Below are 23,127 nucleotides of genomic sequence, written 5' to 3'. Positions count from 1 at the left end.
GCTCCCCGGTGATCACGCCGCCACCCCCTCAGCCGCCCCACCCGAGGTCGACGCCCGGCGCATGCGCGCTCACACCTCCAGCACCGGCACCTGGTGCTCGGCGGCCAGGGCGGCGCCCCCGAACGACGCCGACTGGGCGCGGCCCTCGCGGAGCCAGGAGCGCAGGTCCTCGATGATCTCGCGCTGCGACGTGCTCAGCGGAACGGTCGCCGCGACGGCGCGGACGATGTCGGCCGTCGTCACGTCCCGTTCCTCCGAGAACGCCTCGTACATCGCGTCCACGACCACCTGTTCCAGCTCGGCGCCCACGAACCCGTCGCTGTCACGGGCGAGTTGGGTGATGTCGAACGCCCCGGGGTCGCGGCGCCGCTTCCGCAGGTGGACGGTGATGATCTCGCGGCGCTCCTCCTCGGTGGGCAGGTCGAGGAAGAACACCTCGTCGAACCGGCCCCGCCGCAGCGTCTCGGGGGGCAGCGCGCTGATGTCGTTGGCCGTGGCCACCACGAAGACCGGGGCCTTCTTCTCCTGCATCCACGTCAGGACGCTGCCGAACACCCGTTGCGAGGTGCCGCCGTCGTGGCCGCCCGACGCGAGCGCCTTCTCCATCTCGTCGATCCACAGCACGCACGGGGACACGGTCTCGGCGAGCCGCAGCGCGCGCCGGACGCGTTCCTCGGACTCGCCGACCAGCGAGCCGAACAGCGCGCCCACGTCCAGGCGCAGCAGCGGCAGCCGCCACAGCCCGCCGATCATCTTCGCGGTCAGGCTCTTGCCGGTGCCCGGGATGCCGATCAGCGCGATGCCCTTGGGCGCGGGCAGCCCGAACTCCCGCGCCTCCTCGCCGAACGCGCGCTCCCGCAGCCGGAGCCACTGCTTGAGGACCTCAAGCCCGCCCAGGTCGTCGGGGCTCTCCTCGGCGCTGTAGAACTCCAGCGCCTCGTTCTCCCTGATCACGGCCTTCTTCTCCGCCACCACCGCGTCGATGTCCCGGTCGTCGAGCACGTCGTCGCGCACGATGGCCTTGGCGAACGCGCGCCGCGCCTGCGCCGCCGTCAGGCCGAGCGCGGCCTGCGCGAGGCGGCTGCGGCCGGCGGGCGTCAGCGTGGACTTGACGCCCTGGGTGCCGTCGATGAGGTCGTCCAACGCCCCCCGCAGCGCGTCCTCCTGGGGCAGCGGCATCTCCACCACCACGGCGTCGTCGCCGAGTTCGACGGGAACGGTGCGGACCGGCGTGGTCACGATCAGGGAGGCGCCGGTGTAGACGAGGCGGTGCGCGAGGTTCCGCAGGCGGCGCCTGACCACCGGGTCGCGCTCCCAGAAGGCGTGGAAGTCCTTGAGCACGTAGAGGTCGCGGCGCCCCGGCTCCTTGAGGGCGAGCTCCTGGATCTTCGCCAGCACGTCCGGCGGTGAGGCCGCCTTCGGCAGCGACCGCCCGGCCGCCGATTCGAGGCCGTCCGCGATGTCCCAGGTGACCAGGTCGGAGGCGGGGTCGCGGTCGCGGCGCACGCGGTTGAGCGCGTCGAGCGCGCGCTGCTCCTCGACCGTGACCAGCACGATCAACGCCACCCGGGCGCGCAGGTACAGGCGGATCTCGTCGTGGATGTCGGGCGTGCTCACGCGAACTTCTCCTCGTGCATGCCGGTGAAGGTGAGGGTGGCGTCGGCGCCGATGACGATCTCCAGCTCCGGAACGGCGTCGAGGTCGGCCGCCGGGTAACGCCCGGTGCGGTCCCAGTGCTCCTTGTTGGCGGAGCCCTTGAGGCCCCGGGCGAGGCGCAACCCGGCGTTGTAACGGCCCGCGATCACCAGGTCGGCGTGGGCCACGGCCGCCGTGCGCGCCGGGTCGGCCTCGATCTCGCGGCGGGTGAAGCCGGTCAGCACGATCACCCCCAGGCCGCTGCCGGCGGTGATCTCCGCGCAGAACGCGGCGACGGCGGCGGGCTGTTCGAGCGGTTCGCCGCCGGTGAGCGTCACCCCGTCGAGGTGCGCGGCCTCGGCCAGCACCGCCTCGGTCACCTCGCCCACCGTGCGGAACGGGCTTCCGCCGCCGGTCTCCGGACGCGCGCCCGCGTGCGTCTCCGGGTTGAAGCAGCCGGGGCACGCCAGCGTGCACCCCTGGCTCCACACGACGTACCGCGCGCCGGGGCCGTTCGCGAGGCTGCGGGGCAGGACGGCGTGCAGCCGCCAGGGCGTGGCGAGGCCGCTCACCCCTGCCACAGCCGGTCCCGCTCGTCCTCTTCGCCCTGCTGGTACGCCTCGTCCGTCAGCTCGTGGTGCTCGACGGCGCCGCCGAGCAGCCGCACCAGGGGATCGGTGTCCTCCACACAGTGCGGCCCGGCGACACCCTGGACCCGCATCTCCACGGTGCCGTCCGGCGCGATGACGATCTCGACGCTCTCCTCGGCCATTCCCCCGCCCTCCGTCGGTGAAAGCAGACGCCCGGGGACAGCCTGCCACTCCCTCGGGGGAGGGGTCCCCGGCCCGGCCTGGTTTCACCGGCACTTCACAAGGGTCATCGCAGGCAATTGCATGCATAAGCAAGAAATGCATACGCATGTACCATGGAGGGTCGGCCGGGACATGGAGGTGAGGCATGGCACACGGCGACAGCGAACGCTGGGCCCTCCTGGTGACGCTGCACGGCCGCGTCGAACAGCACCTGGCCGAGGTGCTGCACCGCCGCTGCTCGCTCGGCCTCTCGGAGTTCCGCGCGCTGTGCGACCTGGCCGAGACGCCCGAGGGCGAGATGCGGATGCAGGATCTCGCCGACGCGATCGGCCTGAACCAGAGCTCCGTCTCGCGGCTGGCCGGTCGCCTCGAACGGGCCGAGCTGGCGGAGCGCTTCCACTGCACCGGGGACAGGCGCGGGGTGTTCCTGGGGATCACCGACGCCGGACGCGAACGCCAGTCGCGGGCCCTCCCGATCTACGAGGCCGCGCTGGGCGAGGCCCTGGACGAGGCCGCAGCCTCCTCCGACGCGGAGCTGGCCCGGCTGTCCAAGCGGCTCCGCCCGCGGGACTGACCCCCGCCGACGCATCACCTTCGCCCCGGACCCCCTCCATTTGCATGTACGTGCAATTATTGTAGGTACATGCAACATCGGCGAAGGAGAACCGTGAACTCCCCTCTGCTCCAGCCCTACCGCGGCGCCGCCCTCCAGCTGCCCAACCGGGCTGCCATGGCTCCGATGACCCGCTCCCGCGCCGACGACGCCACCGGCGTTCCCGTGCCGATCATGGCCGAGTACTACGCCCAGCGCGCCTCGGCGGGACTCATCGTCAGCGAGGGCGTCTGGCCGCACCGCCTCGGCAAGGGCGGACCCGGCGTTCCCGGGCTGACCGACCGGGCGCAGGTCGAGGGCTGGCGCGGGGTGACGCGGGCCGTGCACGCGGCGGGCGGGCGCGTCTTCGCCCAGCTGTGGCACGTGGGCCGCGTCTGCCACCCGGACATACTCGGCGGGGAGCGGCCGGTCGCCCCCTCGGCCACGGCGATCTCGCACGGCCGGATCCACACCGCCTCCGGCCCCAAGGACTACGCCGTCCCGCGCGCCATGTCGGCGGCCGAGGTCGCCGAGGCCGTCGAGTCCCACGCCACGGCCGCCCGCCACGCCATCGAGGCGGGCTTCGACGGCGTCGAGATCAACGGCGCCTACGGCTACCTCGTCGCGCAGTTCCTGTCCGACAGCGCCAACCTCCGCACCGACGCCTACGCCGACCACGTCCGCTTCGCGATCGAGGTGGTCGAGGCGGTCGCCGCCGCGATCGGAGCGGAGCGGACCGGGCTGCGCGTCTCCCCCGGCAACGCGCAGCTCGACATCGTCGAGTCCGATCCGGCAACGCGCTACCGCCGGCTGCTGGGCGCGCTGAACGGCATGGGGCTGGCGTACCTGCACGTGGTGGAGTCCGGGACGTACGCGGCCCTTGAGGACCTGCGGCCCCGGTGGCAGGGCACCCTGGTGGCCACCTACGACGGGCCCGAGCCGGGCGACCGCGAGACGGCGGAGAAGGCGCTGCGCACCGGCCTCGCCGACGTCTACGCGTTCGGACGCCTCTTCCTGGCCAACCCGGACCTGCCACAACGCATCGCCGCCGACGCGCCGCTCAACGTGCCGCGTGGCAGCGGCCTTTACGGGGGTGGCGCGGAAGGGTACCTGGACTACCCCCGCCTGGGCGGGTAGCCGTCAGCCCAGCTCCCCCCGGCGCAACGCACCGGTGAACGCCCGCCAGCCAGCGGCCGAGTTGACCACCACAGGCCCGTCCGCGACCTTGCTGTCACGGACCGGCACCACCCCGGCGACGCCGTCGGCCACCTCGACACACTCGCCGCCCTCACCGCTGGACCGGCTCGACGTGCGCCACACCAGTTCCCTCACCAGGAGTCCTCCGTTTGTCGCTTAACGGAGTTCTCCCCGCCGCAAGGCACCGGTGAACGCTCCCCAGCCAGCAGCAGAGTTGACCACCACGGGTCCGCCCACGACCTTGCTGTCACGGACGGGCACCAGACCCGGAACGCCGTCGGCCACCTCGACGCACTCTCCGCCTTCCTCACTGGATCGGCTCGACCTGCGCCACACGGCCGCCGACAGCACGTCACGTTTCGTCACTCGGATACCTCTCTGCGATCTTCGTGATAAGCATGGAGGACTCCCGTGGACTCAGAGACTCCGCCCGGAGCCGATCATACTGCCGGGTCAGGTAGCGAACTCGGCCTTGCTCGTCCTGCATTTGGCCGCCCATGGAGGTGTCTGCGTAGGCGATAGAAGGCCGGTCCTCGAAGTGCAGCAGGATGAACGGGTTGTTGATCGGCAGTGCTCCTGCGGCGAACGGAAACACCTGGACCGTGACGTTGTGCAGTTGCGGAGCGGCGAGGTACAGGAGTTGCTCGCGCATGATGCCGGGGCCCCCGATCTGCATCGTGAGCGCGGATTCGTGCAGCACCACCCACAACGAGGGCGGCGCCTTCTGGGTCAGAATCTTCTGACGCTTGAGCCTCCCCGTGAGGATCTGCTGGATCCGCTCCTCTGACTCGGACGAGGAAGCCGCCTCAATAATCGCCCGCGCATATCGCTCCGTCTGGAAAATCCCGGGCACGAGGAGCAGCGAGAAGTGCACGATCTCAGTTGCACTCGGTTCCATCTTCGCGAAGGGCGCGAACCACGAGGGGTGTGACCGCTTGATGACCCGCTCTCTCAGTCGCACGAAGAGGCCGGGCGTTCCGAGCGTGACGTCGGCCTTGCGTGCGAACTCCTCGGAGGGGATCAGCACGCCCGCCTCGACCTTGCTGACATAAGCCTGAGTGTAACCCGTCCCGGTCCCGAGCTGGGATTGCGTGAGCTTCCGGTTCCCTCGCGCCTCACGGACCTCACGACCGAGGAATTCAAGATCGTTCATGTCGCCCTGAGGCAACTCCACAGCCACCATGGCTGACCTCCCCTTTCAGCTGCTGGCGAGCGCGCGTTCGATCAACTCACCCATGACCAGCGCTCGTTCATGCCCTCCGACCCTGCCCTGCCTGTGGTGAGCTATGCGCCCACAAAGCCATTTCGACACGTAAGAAGGAATTACCGTGTCCCTAACCTCACCTGCACGTCAGGAAGCGGCCCGCGCCGTGAATGCATTGCGTGACGCACTGGCCAAGCACGGCATTGTTCTTCCCTCGCTCGACATCGACGACTTCTCGCTCAGCGGCGTCACCGCCCTGCCGCCCCTGGTCGAACTCGGCCGCTGCAACCTGGATACCGCCCACAAGCTCGCCGAGGCGCTGGAGGCCGTCCATGGATGACAACGAACGGCCCGAATACCTCGACCGGCCCGTTCGCGCCCTTCGCCGGTGCGGCTGCGGCGAGTTGGTGGTCTCCGGCGAGGATCACACGTGCCCTCCCAAGGAGCCGGTCCAGCCGGAGCCCGGCACGTGGGTCGTCTCGTGATCCCGGCCACCGGCCGCGCGGGCGTGCTGGTCTCGGTCGAGATCGACGCGGGATCGGTCCGGCGCGGTGACCAAGTGATGATCGGAGGCTGGCCGTTCACCGTGCGGGACATCGTCGCCCTGCCCCACGGCCGCAAGCGGCTCGACTTCGGCGACGGCGAGAGCCTGATCATGGGGCGCAGGACGGTCCTGTGGGCCGCCCGCCTGCGCAACCCCAGAATCCGTTGATCACAGAGCCCACGGAGACGCGTACTGCGGCATGCGTGCTGCATGTCCAGCACCACACGCATCACCGTCACTCTCCCTTCGGAGCAGGTCAGCGAGCTGAAGAGACTCACTGACAATGTCTCCGGATGTGTCGCGGGCGCCGTGGCCCGGCAAATGCGGCACGTGCTCCTCGGGGACGATCTGCGGCAGTACCAGGAGCAAGAGGGGCAGTTCTCCGACGAGGAGCTGGCCGAGGCGCGTGCCAGGAACTCCGCAGCCACGGCCATCACCTCGGAGGAGGACGCGGCGTGACACCTCAGGCAGTCGGGGAGCGCGGGTTCACCCGGCCCGGCATCAAAGCTGTTGCTGCTCCACGCCGGGCGGCAGCAGACACGGCGTACTGACGATGAGCAACAGCTGATCCTCACCGTTGTCCTCGGCGGTGACCGACTGATGATCCTCGGGGTGCCGGGCGCCCACCACATTCGCGGGACTCAGCGAAGGGTCCGAGCGGTAGCCCTCGATCTCCAGCCCTTGTTCCACCAGGGCGTCCCTGATGTCGCGTACGGCCGCCGCCCGCCGCTCCGGCGCGATGTCCGCCCGCACGGAGTACCGCAGGTTGAAACGGCCGTCATCCGCCATCTCGTCGTTCCTGCCCACACAGTCGGAGAAGTTGATACGCACCGTCTCCGGATCAACCTCCGCCTCAGCCGTCCGGGCCATGGACCCGATCCAGTGGACGGCCCACTCCTGCGCATCCGTTCTACTCATGCGCGGAAGCGGATCATTGATCCCATCGTCGCCGCTGCCGCCGAACACACAACCTCCAAGCAGCACCGCACTGACCACGATGACAATCGCCCTGTGCGGCTTCACAGTCGCGCCACCCCTCACTGTCCCATCGCCCCGTTGAGCGGATCAACTCCGGCGATGATGGCCCCCATGTTCTCCAGTGACCTGCTGTTCGCATCCCAGTAGCCGCTGTGTCCCGAGGTGTCCACGTACATCTCTCGCGCACCGAATCCCTCGTCCTGTGGCGCGGCGCCGAGGGTGAGGCCGGAGAGGTGGTTGGCGACGAGATCGTCGGCGGCGGCCCCGACCCACAGCCGGTCCGGCGAGATGTGAAGGTCTTCCGCCCGGTCCACGGTCAGTCCTGGGCTGCCGAGCACCACGATGTCGTCGGCCGCCAGGCCGTCTCCGCCCGCGTCGGCCGCGCCGACCGTGGTGGAACCGTAGCTGTGCCCGACCACGGTGAGATGGCCGTCGGTCCCGTCGTGGGCCGCGCGCAGGCCCGACGTGAAATCGCGGAGATCCTCGGCTCCTTCGTCGGCCCGTTCCCTGGTGAGGACGCTGTCCGACAGCTCTGGCGCGTCGTAGCCGAGCCAGGAGATCACCGCCACGTCGCCTCTGTCGCGATCCAGAGCAGCCTCCTGCATGATCCCTATCCGTTCGATCTGACCGCCCATCTGGCCGAGGGCCGTCCCCGTACCGGGTACCAGCACGGCGGTGTTCGCGGCGGTGTCCGGATTCCCCTGGGACACGATGGCTCTGCCCTCCTGTTCGGTGTCGAAGCCGAGGAGATACAGACGCTCGTGTTCCGGGGCGTTGGCACGTTCGGCCAACGCAGCGTCAAGCTGTGTCAGCCCCGTGAAGATGATCTCGTCCTGTATCCCGAGGGAACGCTCGTTCATCCGGTACTCGTCCAACTGAGCCTGCAACGCCGCACGGTTGGCCTGGTCGCGCGTCTCGGCGGGCAAGCCGTCCAGCGCACCGATCTCCGCCGGATAGGAGGCGAGCAGAAGGTCCTGGTCCATGTCGCTGAGCCCGGACCACCAACGGGCCGCCCGCTCAGGCGATGCGTCGGCCGGAATGTCCTGTGCGGCAACGCCGATACCGTGCGCCTCGGCGATGCGTTCCGCGCTCTCCTGAGCGCTCTGGGCTCCGTACTCCTTGTCGAGCGTGAACCAGTCGAGCTCGCGCAGCGCCCGCCACCCCGCTCCACTGGCCTCTTTCGCCTCCTCGATGGCCGCCGCGATCCTCGCCCGGAAGCCCCCTAATTCGTTCGCTTCCCGCAGGGCCGCATCCGCGGGCGGGACATCGTCGTACGCCGCAAACGTTGCCTTCGGCTCGACCCAGCCGCTCTCGCTGACCCGGTAGCCGGCAGCCTCCGCATCCACGACCGCGTTCCGCAGCCTCTGCTGGGCCGCCTGCATCGTGGCTCTGACGTGGTCCATCACGGCCGCGATGAGCAGAACGTCGCGATACGCGGTGGTCAGGATGCTCTGCGTCACCTCCATGGCCCGAAGCCCGGCACGCGCCGCTTCACCCTCCCAGCCCGCCTGAACCAGCGGGGCGGACACCCTGGCCAGAGATGTGTCCCGGGCCTCCTCGCATGCCTCTGCCAGCCTCCGCCACGCGGAGACAGCCGCTCCCAGGGGATAGAAGTCCTGGTCGAGGAGATCGCGATACTGCTCGGGCATCAGACAGTGCCCCAGCCACGGAACTGGTCGCGGATCTCCTCGTCGAGGCTGGTCGTCCCGGCCACCACCATCCGTAATCCGGCGGCATGTTCGGTCAGCCGGTCGGCCAGATCAGCCAGGGCCCCTCCCCAGCCGGTGCCGCTCTCCGCGAGTTGCGCACTCACCGACCAGCTTCCCAAGGACGCGGCAGCACCCGCGATCTCCGTGACGGCCCGGTCCAGAACCGGCCGGAGATCCTCCTCCGCCGCCTCGGCCGCTGCCGCCGAGGCGTGCAGCTCCGCGGGCGGAACGCTCAGATCCGGAGCGACGCCGGAACGGCCACCACCGCCGCCCCTCTGCCCGCTCGGCCCCGTTCCCTCGCTCTCCGCCCGGGCCGCGGCCTGCGCCGCGGCCCATTCCTCGTCCCACCCCAACGCCATTGCCCCTCCGTCAATGCGTGGCGAGCCATGTACGCCCCGTGTTCCCGGCCGACCCTAGCGCAGGACCACACGCGGCGCCTGGCGTCCGCTCACGTCCGGGTGGACGGGCCGTGGCGGTCGGAGGGGTGGAGCACGCGGTAGCGCAGGTGGGTGGCGTTCGGGCTGTCGATCACCTGGACGCGTTCGAGCCGGAACGCGCCGCCCAGGTGCTCGAACAGCCGGGTGCCGCTGCCCAGCAGGACCGGGGCCAGGTGGATCTGGATCTGGTCCATGAGGCCCGCGGCGAGGCACTGCTGAGCCGCGCCGGCGCCGTGCACGCCGACCGCCTTGTCACCGGCCGCGGCCTTCGCGCGTTCCACCGCGCCGTGGATGCCGTCGGTGACGAAGGTGAAGACCGACGGCGCCCGGACCGTCTCCGGGGCCGGTGGGGTGTGGGTGAGCACGAAGCACGGCGCCGGGCCGGCCGGGCCACCCTCGCCCCACCCTCCGTCGCCCTCGGCCAGGTCGTAGGAGCGCCGGCCCATCAGGATCGAGCCCACGCCCCCGCCCATCTCGGCGAGCAACTCGGCGTCGAGCGGGTCCGGTTCGTTCAGCCACTGGTGCAGGACCTCGCCGCCCTCGCCCAGTTGGTGCTCGCGCGTGACGTTCGGCCCGGTGACGAACCCGTCCAGCGACATCGAGATCCCCGAAATGACCAGGCCCATGGCGTTCCCCTCTCCGGTGGTCGCCGCTCGCGCGGCTGGGTCGCCAGCTTGGCGGACCGCGGGTGGCAGAGTGGTGTCACTCCGGTGAAACCGGCGCCGACCAGCGAAGGGGTGCGATCCGCGTGCTGACCGTCGAACTCCTCGGGCCTCTGCGCGTGTTCGTGGCCGGGCGGCCGGTCGAGCTTCCGGCCGGGCGGCTGCGCGCGCTGCTGGCCGCGCTGGCGATGTCGGCGGGCCGCACCGTCCCGACGGACCGGCTGGCGACCGCGGTCTGGGGACCGGAGGGGCGCGGCGACGCGCGGGCCAACGTCCGTACGAACGTCAAGCGGCTGCGCCGCGCCCTCGGGACCGACGACGGGGAGCTGATCGCGGCCAGGCCCGGCGGCTACCTGCTGGTCGCCGAGCCGGACCACGTGGACGCGCTCCGCTTCCGGCGCCTGCTCGACGAGGCGGCGGCGCCGGACCCGGCGGCGGAACGTTCCGCGCTGGCCGCCGCGTTGGCGCTGTGGCGCGGCACGCCCTTCGACGGGGTCCGGTCCGACTGGCTGGAGCGGTGCGTGGCCCCGGCACTTGAGGAGCGCTTCCTGACCGCGTGGGAACGGCGGGCCGACCTGGGCCTCGCCGCGGTATCGCGCCGCGGCCCGGCGGAGCCGGTGGCGCGGGCCGAGTTGGCCGAACTCGCCGAGTTGGCCGAGCTCGCCGAACGGTATCCGCTGCGGGAATCCCTCTGGGTGAGGCTGCTCCGGGCCCTGGAATCGGCCGGCCGCCCCGCCGAGGCGCTGGAACGGTACGAGGCCGTCCGGCGCCGCCTCGCCGAGGAACTCGGCGTGGACCCCAGCCGCGAGCTGCGGCAGGTCCACGCCGACCTGCTGGCCGGCGGCGCTCCGCCCCGCGGACGCGCGGTGCCCCGGCAGTTGCCCGCCTCCGTCGACGGATTCGCCGGTCGGGACGCCGAGTTGGCGGCGCTGGACGCGCTGCTCGGGCCGGTGGAGGAGACGAGGTCCCCCTCGCCGCGATCGCCGCGGTCGCCGCTCGTGGCGGTGATCGCCGGAACGGCCGGTGTCGGGAAGACCACGCTCGCCGTGCGCTGGGCCCACCGGGTCGCCGAGCGCTTCCCGGACGGCCAGCTCTCCATCGACCTGCGCGGATACGACGCGTCCGGGGAGGCCGTGGAACCGGCCGCGGCCCTCCGCGAGTTCCTCGACGCGCTCCAGGTGCCGCCGCACCGCGTCCCGGACGGCCGCGCCGCGCAGGCCGGGCTCTACCGCAGCCTGCTGGCCGGGCGGCGCGTGCTCGTTCTGCTGGACAACGCCCGCGACGCCGACCAGGTGGCCCCGCTGCTGCCGGGGGCGCCCGGCTGCCTGGTGGTGGTCACCAGCCGGGACCACCTCGCCGGGCTGGTCATGACGTACGGCGCGCATCCCCTGGCCCTCGACGTGCTGCCGCCGCGGGAGGCCAGGCGGTTCCTGGCCCGCCGGCTCGGCCCCGACCGGATCGCCGCCGAGCCCGCCGCCGCCGACGAGATCGTCCGCCGCTGCGCCGGGCTGCCCCTGGGGCTGGCGATCATCGCCGCCCGCGCCGCGATCCACCCGGCGCACCCGCTCGGCGCGCTCGCCGGCGAACTCCGGGAGGGCCTCGGCGCGTTGGACCCCGCCGTCGACGTGCGGGCGATCTTCTCGTGGTCGTACCGGGCGCTCGGGAACGACGCGGCGCGGCTGTTCCGGCTGGTCGCCGGGGAGCGACCCGGCCCCGACAGCACCGTCGCCGCCGCGGCCAGCCTGGCGGGCGTCCCGGTCGCGCGCATACGGGCGCCGCTGGCCGAACTGACCCGCGCCAGCCTGCTCACCGAGCACGCCCCGGGCCGCTACGCGTGCCACGACCTGCTGCGCGCCTACGCCGCCGAACTGTGCGAGGCCCGCGACGCGGACCGGGACGCGGCGCGGCACCGCGTCGTGGATCACTACCTCCACACCGCGCACGCCGCCGCGCGGCATCTGCACGGGCACGTCGAGACCACCGCCCCCGCCGCGCCCCGGCCCGGCGTCTCCGTCACCGAGGTGGCCGGACCGGAGGAGGCGATGGCCTGGTTCACGGCCGAACGCCCCGCCCTGCTCGGCGCCCTCGCGCTCGCCGCCGGCCTGGGCCTGGACCGGCACGTCTGCCGGCTGGCGCGGGCGCTGTTCGTCTTCCTGCACCGGACGGGCCGCTGGCACGACCGGGCCGAGACCCAGCGGGCGGCCGTGGCCGCCGCCCGGCGGCTGGGCGACCCGGTGGAGGAGACCCGCGCGCACTGCAACCTGGCCGCCGCGCTGGCCGACCTGGGCCGCTTCGACGAGGCCCACCGCGACCTCGACGCCGCCATGGAACGTTCCCTCGACGACCTCGCCGGTCAGGCGTGGACGCACTACTTCCGGGACATCGTCCTCGGCCTCCAGGGCCGGGAGGCCGACGCGCTCGACGCCGCCGCCCGTGCCCACGACCTCTTCGTCCGGCTGGACGACCAGGTCGGCCAGGCCATGGCACTCACCGACCTCGGCTGGTACCACGGCCGCCTGGGACACCACGACCGGGCCCTCGACCTGTGCCAACGGGCCCTGGTCCTGCACCAGAAGCTCGGCAACCGCCCCTACGAGGCCCACACGTGGTCATGCCTCGCCGACACCCACCTCCGGCTGGGCGACCACGCCGGGGCCGTTCCGTGCCACCGCGAGGCCCTCGGCCTGTTCCGGGAGTTGGGCGACCCGTACGCCGAGGCCAGCACCCTCGCCCACCTCGGCGCCTGCCACCACCTCGCGGGCGACCACGCGGCGGCCCGCGAGCACTGGCACCACGCCCACGTTCTCCTCGGCGACCTCGGCCCCGACACGGCCGACCAGGTCCGCGCCCAGCTCATATCCGTCGGCACGGCCATCGGAACGTCCGTCGACACGGCCGTCGGAACCCCCGTCGGCACCGCCATCGCCGACGCCTTCCGTGATGCGCGACAGGGCCCCCCGGGGCCTGCCGCGCCTGGCGGATCCCCGGCGGGGAGGGCTACACTCCCCGCGATGACAACTCACTCCGTTGACAGATTGGGGGCCCCGTCCGCGCAAGGTGAGTGCTGATGCTCACCCGGACCGCGAACGAGGATTCCCGCCTCCCCCTCTGGCTGCGCGTGCGGAAGTACGCCGTGCCGCCGTCCATGATCGAGACCGCGACCGCCCGCCGCCGCGCCGGGGACTGGGCGGGGGCGTGCGCCGCCGCCGGCATCGACGTCGATCTCCATCCACGATCACTGGCACGCGTTCATGGCCGCGACCTCGCGGCCCGGATCCGGGCCGATCTCCGCCATCTCGCGCCTGACCTGCTGCGCTGGCACATGCCCAGGATCGCCCCCGACGGGCTGCTGCGCCCCGGGCTGACCCTGACCCTGGCCCGGTACGACGCGGCCGGGGGTGACGGCGAACGCCCGTTGCACCTCGTGGTCCGGACCCCACCGGCCTGGGCGGACGCCGGTCAGCGGATCAGCCTCGCGCTGTGGGACGGATCCCTCACCGGCGCGGGCGCGCGCCCCTATCCGCATCCCCACCCCAGCCGGCGGTTCCGCCTCGACCTGCACCGCCACCTGTGGGACGCGCGCCGAGCCGGTGAACTGCGGATCCGGTCCGGTGCCGATCCGCCGCCCGCCGACGGCCGTTCCCCGGGGGACCTGGATCCGCTCGGGCTGGTGACGCACGCGCGGCGCTGCGCCGTCGACCGGTGGGCGGCCGAGGCGGGGATCGTGCTCCGCGCCGAGGGGCGGGAGACCGGCACCGTCACCGTTCGGCTGGGGCACGGACAGCGGCTGGCCCTGGACCTGGTCGCGAACGGGGACGGCGCCGGGCCGCCCACCCTGCGGATCTCGGCGGCTCCCCGGGGCCGCGACACCTCCGCGTCGCCGGTCCTGCCCGACGCGGCGACCTGGGTACTGCCCGATCTCGACCTGATCCGCTCGGGTCTGATCGAGGTCGACCGGCTGCATCCGCTGGTCGCCTCGGCACTGGTGCCGGATCACGCGCCGCCCGGCCCGTCCCGGACCCAGGACCGGGCGGGAGAGCCGCGCCTCGTGGAGTGCCGGGGAGCCCGGCACCGGATCGGCCTGGTCGACGGCGTGCTGTCCCCCCTGGACCACGACCCGGCCGAGATCCGGCGGGAGGAACTGCTCGCCGCGCTGACCGGTACGCCGCTTCCCTGCCTGCGGGTCATCGACGAGGCGCACCGTCGTCCCGACTGCCTCACCGGTGTCCGCGAACGCCTGGACCACGGCGACACGACCGGCGCGCTGGCCGTCGTCGAGGGGCTGCTCGGCCCCGAGGCGCCGCTGCGCGGCGGCGCCCTGCGGGACGAGCTGGAGGCGGCGGCGCGACGGCGCGTCTCCTACGGGCTGTTCAGGGCGGGGCTGGCCGGACCGAAGCCCGGACCCGCCCCCTCGGACCGCCGCCGACCCCGTGACCAGCGCTCGCACCCGCGGCACGGAATCCCCCGCTGACCCCGGGCCCCGCCCGTTCCCGTATCCGTTCCCGTATCCGCGGCCGCGTTCATGCGGCTCCTCACGAACCCCAAGGTGATCACCCATGCCCACGGACACCCCGTTCACACCGACCGGCACCCTCCCCGACCCGGCCGACGCCCCCCAACTCGACGTCGCCGGCGCGTTGCTGGCCCTGCTGCGCGACGCGACCACCGAGCCGCGCGCCGACGAACAGCTGGAGGCGCTGACCCTCGCCGTGGCCGCCGACCTTCCCGTGCTGCTGTGGGGAGAGCCGGGGATCGGCAAGACCGCGGCCCTGACCCAGCTCGCCACGGCGCTGGACCTTCCGCTGACCACGGTGATCGCCAGCGTGCACGAGCCGTCCGACTTCTCCGGCCTGCCCATCGTCGGCGACGACCCCGCGGAGCGCGGCGTCCCGATGGCCCCGCCCGACTGGGCCGTGCGACTGGTGCGGGCCGGCCGGGGGCTGCTGTTCCTGGACGAACTGTCCACCGCCGCACCGGCCGTTCAAGCCGCCCTGCTCCGCCTGGTGCTGGAGCGGCGGATCGGCGCCCTGCGCCTGCCGCCCGGGGTCCGGATCGTCGCCGCCGCCAATCCGCGTTCCTCGGCGGCCGACGGCTGGGAGCTGAGCCCGCCCCTGGCCAACCGGTTCGTCCACCTCCGGTGGACCCACGACCACGAGGTCGTGGTCCGCGGCCTCGGCGGGACCTGGCCCCGGGCGACACTGCCACGGCTCGACCGCGAACGGCTGCCCGCGGCCGTGGACTTCGCCCGCCGCGCGGTGTGCGGGCTCCTCGCCGCCCGCCCCGGTCTCGTGCACCGGCTGCCGAGCAGCGAGACGTCCCGGGGCGGCCCCTGGCCCTCGCCCCGGAGCTGGGAGATGACCCTGTGCCTGATCGCCTTCGCGACCGCGGCGGGCTCCTCGCGGGAGGTGCTGTCCCTGCTGGTGAGGGGGACCGTGGGGGACGGCCCCGGGCTCGAACTGCTCGCGAGCATGGACCGGATGGACCTCCCGGACCCCGAGACGCTCCTCGCCGACCCGGCGGGCGCCACCCTGCCCGAACGGGGGGACCTGCGCCAGGCCGTGCTCGACGGCGTGGTGGCGGCGGTCCGCGCGCGCCCGGACAAGTCCCGCTGGGACGCGGCGTGGGCGCTGCTGGTCCGCGCGGTGGAGACCGGCGCCCCGGACCTGGTGGTCGTCCCCGCGACCACGCTCGCCACGCTGCGCCGCGACGACTGGGACGTTCCGGCGTCGATCGAGCGGCTCGCCGGAGCGGTGTCCCTGTCCCGGCGGGCGGACCCGGCGGCGGCCAGGGCGGCGTCGGCATCCGCGTCCGCGTCCGCGTCGGCGCACGGAGCGAGGGCCGGACGGTGATCCCGGACGCGCCGGGGGCCCTGGACCTCGACAAGCTCTTCGCCGCCCGGCTGCACGCCGCCCGGGTCCGGCCCTACCTGGCGACGGCGCTGTTCGCCCTGTGCACCGTGGAGTCGCGGCGGGTGCCGACGATGGCGGTCGACCGGCACTGGCGGTGCTACGTCTCGCCGGTGTTCGTGGACCGGACGCCGGTGGAGGAACTGGCCGGGGTATGGGTGCACGAGGTGTCGCACCTGCTGCGCGACCACCACGGGCGCGGGGACCGGTTCGCGCGGGAGCACGGGCTGACCGGCCCGGCGGAACGGCTGCGGATGAACATCGCGGCGGACTGCGAGATCAACGACGACGTGTTCGGCGAGGGGCTGGTCCGGCCGGAGGACGCCGTCGAACCGGCGGCGCTGGGGCTGCTGCCGGGGGAGCTCATGGAGGACTACCTGCGCCAGTTCCGGCTGGGGCCGCGCACGCAGAGCATGGCCTGGCTCGATTGCGGCAGCGGCGCCGACGGGCTGGAACGGGAGTGGGATCTCGGCCCGGACGGCGCGCACGGGCTCAGCGAGCAGGAACGGGACGCGGTGCGGTTCCGGGTGGCGCAGGGCATCACCGCCCGTCCGGGCACCACCCCGAAGGGGTGGCGGCGGTGGGCGGAGGAGGCGTTCCAACCGCCGCAGCCATGGCGGGAGTTGCTGGGAGCGGCGGTCCGCTCGGCGGCCTCCGGCGGGGGCGCGGGCGAGGACTACACCTACGGACGGCCGTCGCGGCGCTCGGCCGGGGTGCCCGGCGCCGTTCTGCCGAGCCTCCGGCGCAGGCCGCCCCGGGTCTCCGTGGTCATCGACACCTCCGGGTCGGTCAGCGACACCGAACTGGGCAGCGCGCTCCGCGAGGTCGCGGCGATCGCCCGTGCCGTGGGCGGCCGGCGGGACCTGGTCACCGTGCTGCCGTGCGACGCGGCGGCCAGGATCGCGCACCCGCTGTGCCGGGCCGAGGGCATACCGCTGGTGGGCGGCGGCGGCACGGACCTGCGCACGGGCTTCGCCAAGGCGCTCCGGGCGCGGCCCCGACCCGACGTCATCGTGGTCCTGACCGACGGGCAGACCCCCTGGCCGGACACGCGCCCCCCGTGCCGGACGGTGGTCGGCCTCTTCGACCGGCAGCGCGCGGCCCGGTCCTTCAGCGAGGACCACCCCGACTACGTGCCGGGCGCGCCGCCCGCGTGGGCGCGCGTGGTCGCCATCGGGCCGGCGTAGTCGTCGCGCGTTCCCCGCCGCTCAGCCGGCGGACATGGCGCGGCGGACGCTGTCGCGGAGCAGGGCACGACGCCGCTCGTGCAGCTCGGAGGGCTCCCCGGCGGTCGCCGCGTAGACGTTGCTGACCGGTGACCAGGCCATGGACATGGCGATGACCAGGGCCATCACGTCGAACGGGTCCCCCTGGCGCACCAGACCGGCGGCCTGGGCCTCGGCGATGGCGCGCAGCTTGCGGTCGTCCAGGCGGTCGCGGTCCTCCACCAGGTGCCCGGCCGGGCGGCGCTCCAGGCGCGCCCAGGTGGCCAGCCGGATGAGGTCGGGGCGTTCCAGGTACTCGTCGTAGAGACGTACGGCCCAGTCCGCGAGGTCGTCCGCGTCGATCGGGACGACGTTCACGATCCGCTCCAGCGAGCCGAAGAAGATGGCGTCGAAGAGCCCTTCCTTGCTTCCGAAGTAGGCATACAGCTGCGCCTTGTTGGTGCGCGCGGCGGCCACGATCCGCTCGACGCGCGCCCCGGCGATCCCGTACGCGGCGAACTCCCGGGTCGCCACGTCGAGGATGCGCCGGTACGTCGCCGCTCCGCGCGGGGTCAGGGGCTGGTCGGGCATGCCGCAAGGCTACCAAACAGAACGGTTGGTTTGCCTCGCCGGGCGAACGGGCCTACCGTGAGACAGACCGAACAGTCTGTTTAAGGAGATGCGCCGTGCGGACCACCACCGGCTGGCAGGCGGCAGGGCCGACGCCGACCCTGCGACGGACGCCGCTGAAGCGGCGCGACCTGCGCCCCGACGACCTCGCGATCCGGGTGGACTACTGCGGCGTCTGCCACACCGATCTGCACGCCGTCCGGGGCCGCGACGAGGCGAGCCGCCCCGTGGTGCCGGGCCACGAGTTCACGGGCGTGGTGACCGAGACCGGCCCCGCGGTCACCGGCTTCTCGGTCGGCGACCCCGTGGCGGTCGGCAACATCGTCGACTCCTGCGGCGAGTGCCCCATGTGCCGGGCCGGCCAGGAGAACTTCTGCCACGCCTTCCCGACCCTCACCTACGACGGCGTCGACCGGCACGACGGCTCGACGACCCTGGGCGGCTACTCCCGCGAGTACGTCGTCCGCGACCGGTTCGCCCACCTCCTCCCCACCGGCCTGGACCCGGCCGCCGCCGCTCCCCTGCTCTGCGCCGGGGTCACCGTCTGGGAACCGCTGCACGCCCTCGGCGCCGGGCCCGGAACGCGGGTCGCCGTGGCGGGACTCGGCGGCCTGGGCCATCTCGCGGTCAAGATCGCCGTCGCGCTCGGCGCCGACACCACCGTCGTCAGCCGCTCACCGGGCAAGGCCGCCGACGCCGCTCGCCTCGGCGCCCGAGGTCTCGTCGTCTCCACGGACCCGGAACAGATGGCCGGTGCCCGCGACCGGTTCGACATCGTCATCGACACCATCTCCGCCCCGCACGACCTCGGCCCCTACCTGCGCCTGGTCGCCATGGACGGAACGCTCAGCCACCTCGGGCACCTCGGACCGGTCACCGTGGAGACCACCGACCTGCTCGTGGGGCGCAAGAAGCTCAGCTCGGCGGGCAGCGGCGGCAGGCCCGCGACCGCCGCCATGCTGGACTTCTGCGCGCGGCACGGTGTCACCGCCGACATCGAGTTGCTCCCCTCCGCGCGCGTGAACGAGGCTCTCGACCGTCTTGCGCGCAACGATGTCCGCTACCGCTTCGTCCTTGACCTGTCCGACCTGGCCGACCTGGCCGATCCGGGCTGAAGGTCGGGGGTGGGGTGACGTCGACGCCTGGCCTGGGTGGCCGGTGACCGGTGACCGGCAGGCTCGTCTCGTGGAAGTGGTGGGTGTCCGGAGGGACGCGGCGGATGACGGCCGTCCGGACGGCAGTGGGACCTGCCTCAGGGACCGGCGGCGTTGCCGCCGAGGTCCTGGCGGTGGTCGGGGAACTCGACCAGGGCGCCGGGTCGGACGCGTCGCGGCCCACCACGGCGACCACTGGACGGAACCAGGGACAACGGCGGTGCGTATCTGATGGAGTGACGCGGTGAAAGCATCGGTGTGGGGAGAGGTGCGCGCTCCGGTTCGGACCGATCTCTCATAGGGAGGGGCGAGGATGCTGTCGGAGGCAATGACCGCGCTGGCTGCGGCGGGAGGCACTGCGGTGGTGGAGGCCGCGGGCACGGACGCATGGACAGGGGTGCGCCATCAGGTGGCCCGTTGGTTCGGCCGGGGAGATCCGCAGCGCGAGCACGCCGAGCTGGAGCGCCTCGATCAGACCGCGGGCGAGCTTGAGGCGGCGCGTCCGGCCGAGGTGGAGCGGGTGCGTATCCGTCAGGAGGCCGCGTGGCAGGGCCGGATCGAGGCCCTGCTGGACGGTCTGGAGGATATCCAGCGGGCCCGGGTCGTGGAGGAGCTGCGCACCCTGCTGGCCCAACAGACCTCCCACCGCGGCGTGTCGGCCGGCCAGAGCGGTCTGGCCGTGGGAGGGAACGTGGACGTCCGGGCCGACCACGGGTCCGCCGCCGCGGTGACCATGGGAGATGTGACACTGGGGAACCCTTCCCAGCCGGGTCCGCACCAGGACTGAGCGCACCCGGTACCGCCTCGGCCGCGCCGACTCACCATGTCGGCAGCGTCTTCGCCGACCGCGGCAGCATCGCCGTCGGCTACGCCGGGCAAGTCCACCATCACGCGCCGCCCCGCACACCGGCCGCCTGGCCGCACCAGGTCGGCGTGATCCCGCCCCGCGCCCTGTCGTTTCAGCACCGGGCCGAGGTCGACCAGTTGCGGGCGGCGGTCGACAGCGGGGGCACCGCCGTGCTCAGCCAGGTACTGACCGGGACCGGCGGGGTGGGCAAGACGCAGCTGGCCGCCGATTACGCCCGCACCGCCTGGGACAGCGGCAGCGTGGACGTACTGGTGTGGATCAGCGCGAGCAGCCGCTCAGCGATCACGGCCGGCTACGCGCAGGCTGGTGTGGAGGTCCTTGCCGCCGACCCCGGCGACCCCGGGCAGTCCGCGCGGGCGTTCCTGGCCTGGCTGGAGCCGAAGGCCGGCCAGAGGCCGTGCCGGTGGCTGGTCGTGCTGGACGACGTCGCGGATCCGGCCGATATGCGTGGCTGGTGGCCGCCCGCCAGTCCGCGCGGCCGTGTCCTGGTCACCACGCGCCGCCGTGAGGCCGCCCTGACCGGCGCCGGCCGACGCCGGGTGACCGTGGGCTTGTTCACCCCCCAGGATGCCGCCGCCTATGTCACCGCCGTACTCGCCGCACACGACCGCCACGAGCCCACCGACCAGATCAGCGGCCTCGCCGCCGACCTGGGACACCTGCCCCTCGCCCTGGCCCAGGCCGCCGCCTACATCATCGACACCGACGTCACCTGCGCCCGCTACCGCTCCCTCCTGGCCGGTCGGCTCAGGAGACTGGCCGACCTGTTCCCCGAACCGAGCGCCCTGCCTGACGACCAAGCCGCCACGGTGGCGGCCACCTGGTCCCTGTCCATCGAACACGCCGACCGGCTCCGCCCCGCCGGCTTGGCCCGCCCCATGCTTCAACTCGCCGCGACGCTCGACCCCAACGGCATCCCCACCGATGCCTTGACCAGCCGTCCCGCCCTCACCCACCTCACCCGCCACCGCACCCCCGACACCCGGCGACCAGCCCTCGCGACAGCGGAGGACGCCGCAGGCGCGCTGCACGCCCTCCACCGGCTCAGCCTGGTCACCCACACCCCGGGCCAGCCCGTTCAGGTCCACGGGCTGGTGCAGCGTAGTGTGCGCGAGCAGCTTCCGCCGGAACTGCTGGCCCGGACCGTCCGAGCGGCGGCCGACGCCCTGCTCCAGGCGTGGCCACCGAAGGAACGTGACTTCGCCACCGGCCAGCGGTTCCGCGCCAACACCGAGACGCTGCGATCCCATGACGAAGACGTGCTGTGGTCGGACCACGATGTGCACGAGGTCCTTCTCCGGTTGGGCCAGAGCCTCGCCCGCGCGGGTCTCCTCCAGGCGACGATGGACCACTACCGGCAGCTCGCGGCCACCTCCGCGCGAAGGTACGGCGCCGATTCCCCACGCACCCTCGGCTGCCGCAGCAACTCCCTCCGTTTCCTGAAGCTCACCGCGCGCCCCGCGGAGGCCGTGGCGGCGTACACGGAGCTGGCCGCGGACTGCACTCGCCTGGTCGGACCGGACGACTTCGCCACCCTCGACGCCCGCGGCGAACGTGCCGCCGCCCGGGTCAGCGGGGGCGACCTGGCCGGCGCGCTGGCCGACTACGAGGACCTGCTCGTCGACCACCGGCGCGTCCAGGGCCCGCACCACCGCAACACCCTCTCGGTCCGTTCCCAGATCGCCTCCCTGCACAGCGACAGGGGAGACGCGCCGCGCGCCGCGGCCCTGTACGAGGAACTGCTCGCCGACTGCCGGACGTACCTCGGGCCCCTCGACGACATGACCCTGAACGTCCGCATACAGCTCGCGCGCCTCCAGGGTGAGGCGGGCGACCCCGCCGGGGCCCGCGATCGGTTCGGGGAGCTGCTGGACGAGCACCTGGCGGCGTTCGGCCGCGACGACCACCGCACGATGGGGGTGCGCCACGAGCTGGCCGACTGGCGTGCCGCCGCCGGAGACCCGGCCGGGGCCGCCGCCGAGCTGGCGGACATGATCGACGACGCCGTGCGCATCCTGGGAGCCCATCACATCGACGTCTCCCGTGCCCGCTACTCCCTGGGACTGCTGCGCGACAAGGCGGGGGACACCACCGCGGCACCGCCCGGCATAGAGGAGTCGGCCCGCTTGCTGGAGCAGACGTTCGGGCCTGACCACCCGCTGGTCATCAGCCACCAGACCTTCCTCCGGATGTGGCAGCACGGCCTCGCGGAGACCGCTCCGGTCGCCGCCGCCGAGGCTCTGAAGGAGCTGCTGGCCACCCTGGGCCCGTTCTGGGGCCCCGACCATCCCGATGTGCTGTTCTGGCGCAGGACCCTTCTCAGTATCGAGGGCGTGATCGGCGACCCGGGGGAGACAGCCGCGGAGTTCGCTCCGCTGCTCGCCGACTGCCGACGGGCCCTGGGCCCCGAGCACCCCCTCACCCTGGAAACCCGCCTGGACCTGGCCGACTGGCGCGGCTTGGCAGGCGACCACTCCGAGGCAGTCGCCGACCTCCGCGAACTGCGGGGAGACATGGCCCGGGTACTGGGCCCGCACCACCCAAGGACCCTGCGCGCCCGCAGGCTGCTTGCCGAGAAGCTGCATGCGGCGGGCGACACGCCCGCGGCCCTCGCGACGTTCGAGGACCTGATCACCGTGTACAGCCAGGTACTGGGCCCGAACCACCCGGACACCCTCCAGTTGCGCAGCGCCCTTGCCGACTGCCGCTCCGACGACGCGGAGGCGGACACGATGATCCCGGTCTATCAAGAGCTGATCGCGGACCATACGCGCGTCCTGGGCCCCGACCATCCGCGTACGCTCGACATGCGCGGCCGTCTGCTCGACTGCCGCGCGGAGGCGGGCGACCCGGCCGGGGCGGCCGAGGAGTGCCGCGAGCTGATCCGCGACTACCAGCGGCTCATGGCGCCCGACCACCTCGAAACCCTTCCCGTCCGCGCCACCTACGCCAAGCTGCTCGCGGACAGCGAGGACTTCACCGGAGCGGCCACCGCGTACGAGGACCTGCTGCCGACGGCCCTGCGGATCTGGGGTCCCGACCACCTCGGCTCGTTGATGATCCGCGGCTGCCTGGCCGAGGTGCGGGCCCGACGCGATCGCGCCCCGGCCGACGGCCTCATCGCCTTCGCCGCGCTCTTCGACGACTGCCTGCGCTCCCTGGGCTCCGACCACTACGTCACCGAGGCCACCCGAGCCTTCCGGGACGCCCTGCGCCGAAGTGGCCCGGCGCTCCCGTCCACCACGTACGACAAGCTGCTGGACCGGTACGCGAAAGCCGAGCGCTCCGGTCGCGCGATGCCCACCGCCGGGTGATCCCGCCTGCGGGGCTCGGCAACCGATCTCAGGACGGTTCGGCTTCAACGGGCCCTCACCGTTCGCCCATGGTGTCTGCGAGCGAACGCATGACGACGGGCGCGGCGGGCGTGCCGGCCAGAGCAGGCGCGAAGGTGCGCGCCACCTCAGCCGACCACGAACAGGCCGACCACGAGCAGGCCGACTCCGGACGGCCGTCATCCGTCGCGCCCGTCCGGACACCCCCACCCGCCACAACGCGGTGCCCCCCACCACAACCCCCAAGCCAACGCAGCGAGAC

Annotated in this window: 24 protein-coding genes; 13 read left to right on the top strand and 11 right to left on the bottom strand. The window is 73.0% G+C overall.

All coding sequences use genetic code 11. From position 1 onward, the window contains the following. Positions 1–69: 69 nt before the first annotated feature. The 3 genes from ADY01_RS14400 to ADY01_RS14390 are packed head-to-tail and all read right to left on the bottom strand — an operon-like array spanning position 70 to position 2,407. Positions 70–1,617, bottom strand: coding sequence for an AAA family ATPase (locus ADY01_RS14400; protein WP_199826231.1), 1,548 nt, complete (start codon positions 1,615–1,617; stop codon positions 70–72). After that, positions 1,614–2,216, bottom strand: a complete 603-nt coding sequence (locus ADY01_RS14395; RefSeq protein WP_159001208.1) for a 4Fe-4S cluster-binding domain-containing protein — start codon at positions 2,214–2,216, stop codon at positions 1,614–1,616. The genes ADY01_RS14400 and ADY01_RS14395 overlap by 4 nt, the downstream gene beginning before the upstream one ends. Continuing rightward, on the bottom strand, positions 2,204–2,407 hold the full coding sequence (locus ADY01_RS14390) for a DUF2997 domain-containing protein (RefSeq protein WP_049571961.1): 204 nt from the start codon (positions 2,405–2,407) through the stop codon (positions 2,204–2,206). The genes ADY01_RS14395 and ADY01_RS14390 overlap by 13 nt, the downstream gene beginning before the upstream one ends. Before the next feature lie 185 nt (positions 2,408–2,592). Here ADY01_RS14390 and ADY01_RS14385 point away from each other — a divergent pair, with 185 nt between their 5' ends. Further along, entirely contained in the window at positions 2,593–3,021 is a 429-nt protein-coding gene (locus tag ADY01_RS14385) for a MarR family winged helix-turn-helix transcriptional regulator (RefSeq protein ID WP_049571959.1), read from the top strand. Positions 3,022–3,114: 93 nt separating this feature from the next. Next, positions 3,115–4,176 carry an alkene reductase gene (locus tag ADY01_RS14380; RefSeq protein ID WP_078900301.1) on the top strand — a complete coding sequence of 354 codons (1,062 nt, stop codon included), beginning with the start codon at positions 3,115–3,117 and terminating at the stop codon, positions 4,174–4,176. Between the two features lie 3 nt (positions 4,177–4,179). On the opposite strand, the gene ADY01_RS14375 is transcribed toward ADY01_RS14380, so the two are convergent. From ADY01_RS14375 to ADY01_RS14370, 3 genes are read right to left on the bottom strand one after another with little or no spacing between them, the layout of a single operon-like run. After that, positions 4,180–4,371, bottom strand: a complete 192-nt coding sequence (locus ADY01_RS14375) for a DUF397 domain-containing protein (protein WP_234320230.1) — start codon at positions 4,369–4,371, stop codon at positions 4,180–4,182. Positions 4,372–4,392: 21 nt separating this feature from the next. Next, complete coding sequence (locus ADY01_RS37000) at positions 4,393–4,572, bottom strand: DUF397 domain-containing protein (protein WP_324612932.1); 180 nt, start codon at positions 4,570–4,572, stop codon at positions 4,393–4,395. 16 nt (positions 4,573–4,588) lie between these two features. Next, positions 4,589–5,419 carry a helix-turn-helix domain-containing protein gene (locus tag ADY01_RS14370; protein ID WP_049571949.1) on the bottom strand — a complete coding sequence of 277 codons (831 nt, stop codon included), beginning with the start codon at positions 5,417–5,419 and terminating at the stop codon, positions 4,589–4,591. Positions 5,420–5,606: 187 nt separating this feature from the next. On the opposite strand from ADY01_RS14370, the gene ADY01_RS14365 reads away from it, so the two are divergent. The 4 genes from ADY01_RS14365 to ADY01_RS14355 are packed head-to-tail and all read left to right on the top strand — an operon-like array spanning position 5,607 to position 6,443. Beyond that, positions 5,607–5,780 carry a hypothetical protein gene (locus ADY01_RS14365; protein ID WP_199826230.1) on the top strand — a complete coding sequence of 58 codons (174 nt, stop codon included), beginning with the start codon at positions 5,607–5,609 and terminating at the stop codon, positions 5,778–5,780. Further along, positions 5,773–5,925 carry a hypothetical protein gene (locus ADY01_RS39110; protein ID WP_159001206.1) on the top strand — a complete coding sequence of 51 codons (153 nt, stop codon included), beginning with the start codon at positions 5,773–5,775 and terminating at the stop codon, positions 5,923–5,925. Before ADY01_RS14365 ends, ADY01_RS39110 begins: the two co-directional genes overlap by 8 nt. After that, a complete protein-coding gene (locus ADY01_RS14360; protein WP_159001204.1) occupies positions 5,910–6,152 on the top strand; it encodes a hypothetical protein in 243 nt (80 codons plus the stop codon). Before ADY01_RS39110 ends, ADY01_RS14360 begins: the two co-directional genes overlap by 16 nt. Positions 6,153–6,194: 42 nt before the next feature. Beyond that, positions 6,195–6,443 (top strand): hypothetical protein, encoded by a 249-nt coding sequence (locus ADY01_RS14355; protein WP_049571943.1) that lies wholly within the window; start codon positions 6,195–6,197, stop codon positions 6,441–6,443. A 42-nt stretch (positions 6,444–6,485) separates the two neighbouring features. Here ADY01_RS14355 and ADY01_RS14350 read toward each other — a convergent pair whose 3' ends face one another. The 4 genes from ADY01_RS14350 to ADY01_RS14335 form a co-directional block, all read right to left on the bottom strand. After that, entirely contained in the window at positions 6,486–6,902 is a 417-nt protein-coding gene (locus ADY01_RS14350; protein WP_049571941.1) for a hypothetical protein, read from the bottom strand. Positions 6,903–7,021: 119 nt separating this feature from the next. Further along, positions 7,022–8,611, bottom strand: a complete 1,590-nt coding sequence (locus tag ADY01_RS14345; RefSeq protein WP_049571938.1) for an alpha/beta hydrolase — start codon at positions 8,609–8,611, stop codon at positions 7,022–7,024. Then, positions 8,611–9,030 (bottom strand): hypothetical protein, encoded by a 420-nt coding sequence (locus tag ADY01_RS14340; protein ID WP_049571935.1) that lies wholly within the window; start codon positions 9,028–9,030, stop codon positions 8,611–8,613. The genes ADY01_RS14345 and ADY01_RS14340 overlap by 1 nt, the downstream gene beginning before the upstream one ends. An 89-nt stretch (positions 9,031–9,119) precedes the next feature. Beyond that, entirely contained in the window at positions 9,120–9,734 is a 615-nt protein-coding gene (locus tag ADY01_RS14335; protein WP_049571932.1) for a dihydrofolate reductase family protein, read from the bottom strand. Between the two features lie 122 nt (positions 9,735–9,856). On the opposite strand from ADY01_RS14335, the gene ADY01_RS14330 reads away from it, so the two are divergent. The 4 genes from ADY01_RS14330 to ADY01_RS14315 all read left to right on the top strand — a co-directional run bounded on the left by ADY01_RS14330 (position 9,857) and on the right by ADY01_RS14315 (position 16,863). Further along, entirely contained in the window at positions 9,857–12,838 is a 2,982-nt protein-coding gene (locus tag ADY01_RS14330; protein ID WP_063784224.1) for an AfsR/SARP family transcriptional regulator, read from the top strand. Continuing rightward, positions 12,838–14,241, top strand: a complete 1,404-nt coding sequence (locus ADY01_RS14325; protein ID WP_049571972.1) for a hypothetical protein — start codon at positions 12,838–12,840, stop codon at positions 14,239–14,241. The genes ADY01_RS14330 and ADY01_RS14325 overlap by 1 nt, the downstream gene beginning before the upstream one ends. Before the next feature lie 85 nt (positions 14,242–14,326). Next, positions 14,327–15,619, top strand: a complete 1,293-nt coding sequence (locus tag ADY01_RS14320) for an AAA family ATPase (RefSeq protein WP_049571929.1) — start codon at positions 14,327–14,329, stop codon at positions 15,617–15,619. After that, a complete protein-coding gene (locus ADY01_RS14315; RefSeq protein WP_049571926.1) occupies positions 15,616–16,863 on the top strand; it encodes a DUF2201 family putative metallopeptidase in 1,248 nt (415 codons plus the stop codon). The genes ADY01_RS14320 and ADY01_RS14315 overlap by 4 nt, the downstream gene beginning before the upstream one ends. A 21-nt stretch (positions 16,864–16,884) precedes the next feature. Here the strand turns inward: ADY01_RS14315 and ADY01_RS14310 are convergent, their stop codons facing one another. After that, entirely contained in the window at positions 16,885–17,472 is a 588-nt protein-coding gene (locus ADY01_RS14310; protein WP_049571922.1) for a TetR family transcriptional regulator, read from the bottom strand. Positions 17,473–17,567: 95 nt separating this feature from the next. Here ADY01_RS14310 and ADY01_RS14305 point away from each other — a divergent pair, with 95 nt between their 5' ends. From ADY01_RS14305 to fxsT, 3 genes are all read left to right on the top strand, one after another. Beyond that, complete coding sequence (locus ADY01_RS14305) at positions 17,568–18,626, top strand: NAD(P)-dependent alcohol dehydrogenase (RefSeq protein ID WP_049571919.1); 1,059 nt, start codon at positions 17,568–17,570, stop codon at positions 18,624–18,626. A 352-nt stretch (positions 18,627–18,978) separates the two neighbouring features. Then, positions 18,979–19,452 carry a hypothetical protein gene (locus ADY01_RS14300; RefSeq protein WP_049571916.1) on the top strand — a complete coding sequence of 158 codons (474 nt, stop codon included), beginning with the start codon at positions 18,979–18,981 and terminating at the stop codon, positions 19,450–19,452. Between the two features lie 146 nt (positions 19,453–19,598). After that, positions 19,599–22,847: an FxSxx-COOH system tetratricopeptide repeat protein gene (gene fxsT / locus ADY01_RS14295; protein ID WP_078900300.1), complete on the top strand. Its 3,249-nt coding sequence runs from the start codon at positions 19,599–19,601 to the stop codon at positions 22,845–22,847. Positions 22,848–23,127: the final 280 nt, after the last annotated feature.

This window comes from Streptomyces sp. SBT349 (assembly GCF_001083795.1).
GTDB lineage: Bacteria > Actinomycetota > Actinomycetes > Streptomycetales > Streptomycetaceae > Streptomyces.
This window is presented reverse-complemented; position numbering and strand designations above follow the sequence as displayed.

Excerpts from the sequence above, each read along its gene's own strand:
- ADY01_RS14350 (WP_049571941.1), bottom strand. The coding sequence starts at position 6,902 with ATGAGTAGAACGGATGCGCAGGAGTGGGCCGTCCACTGGATCGGGTCC.
- ADY01_RS14345 (WP_049571938.1), bottom strand. The coding sequence starts at position 8,611 with ATGCCCGAGCAGTATCGCGATCTCCTCGACCAGGACTTCTATCCCCTG.
- ADY01_RS14385 (WP_049571959.1), top strand. The coding sequence starts at position 2,593 with ATGGCACACGGCGACAGCGAACGCTGGGCCCTCCTGGTGACGCTGCAC.
- ADY01_RS14325 (WP_049571972.1), top strand. The coding sequence starts at position 12,838 with ATGCTCACCCGGACCGCGAACGAGGATTCCCGCCTCCCCCTCTGGCTG.
- ADY01_RS14300 (WP_049571916.1), top strand. The coding sequence starts at position 18,979 with ATGCTGTCGGAGGCAATGACCGCGCTGGCTGCGGCGGGAGGCACTGCG.
- ADY01_RS14310 (WP_049571922.1), bottom strand. The coding sequence starts at position 17,472 with ATGCCCGACCAGCCCCTGACCCCGCGCGGAGCGGCGACGTACCGGCGC.
- ADY01_RS14370 (WP_049571949.1), bottom strand. The coding sequence starts at position 5,419 with ATGGTGGCTGTGGAGTTGCCTCAGGGCGACATGAACGATCTTGAATTC.
- ADY01_RS14320 (WP_049571929.1), top strand. The coding sequence starts at position 14,327 with ATGCCCACGGACACCCCGTTCACACCGACCGGCACCCTCCCCGACCCG.
- ADY01_RS39110 (WP_159001206.1), top strand. The coding sequence starts at position 5,773 with ATGGATGACAACGAACGGCCCGAATACCTCGACCGGCCCGTTCGCGCC.
- ADY01_RS14390 (WP_049571961.1), bottom strand. The coding sequence starts at position 2,407 with ATGGCCGAGGAGAGCGTCGAGATCGTCATCGCGCCGGACGGCACCGTG.
- ADY01_RS14340 (WP_049571935.1), bottom strand. The coding sequence starts at position 9,030 with ATGGCGTTGGGGTGGGACGAGGAATGGGCCGCGGCGCAGGCCGCGGCC.
- ADY01_RS14335 (WP_049571932.1), bottom strand. The coding sequence starts at position 9,734 with ATGGGCCTGGTCATTTCGGGGATCTCGATGTCGCTGGACGGGTTCGTC.
- ADY01_RS14355 (WP_049571943.1), top strand. The coding sequence starts at position 6,195 with ATGTCCAGCACCACACGCATCACCGTCACTCTCCCTTCGGAGCAGGTC.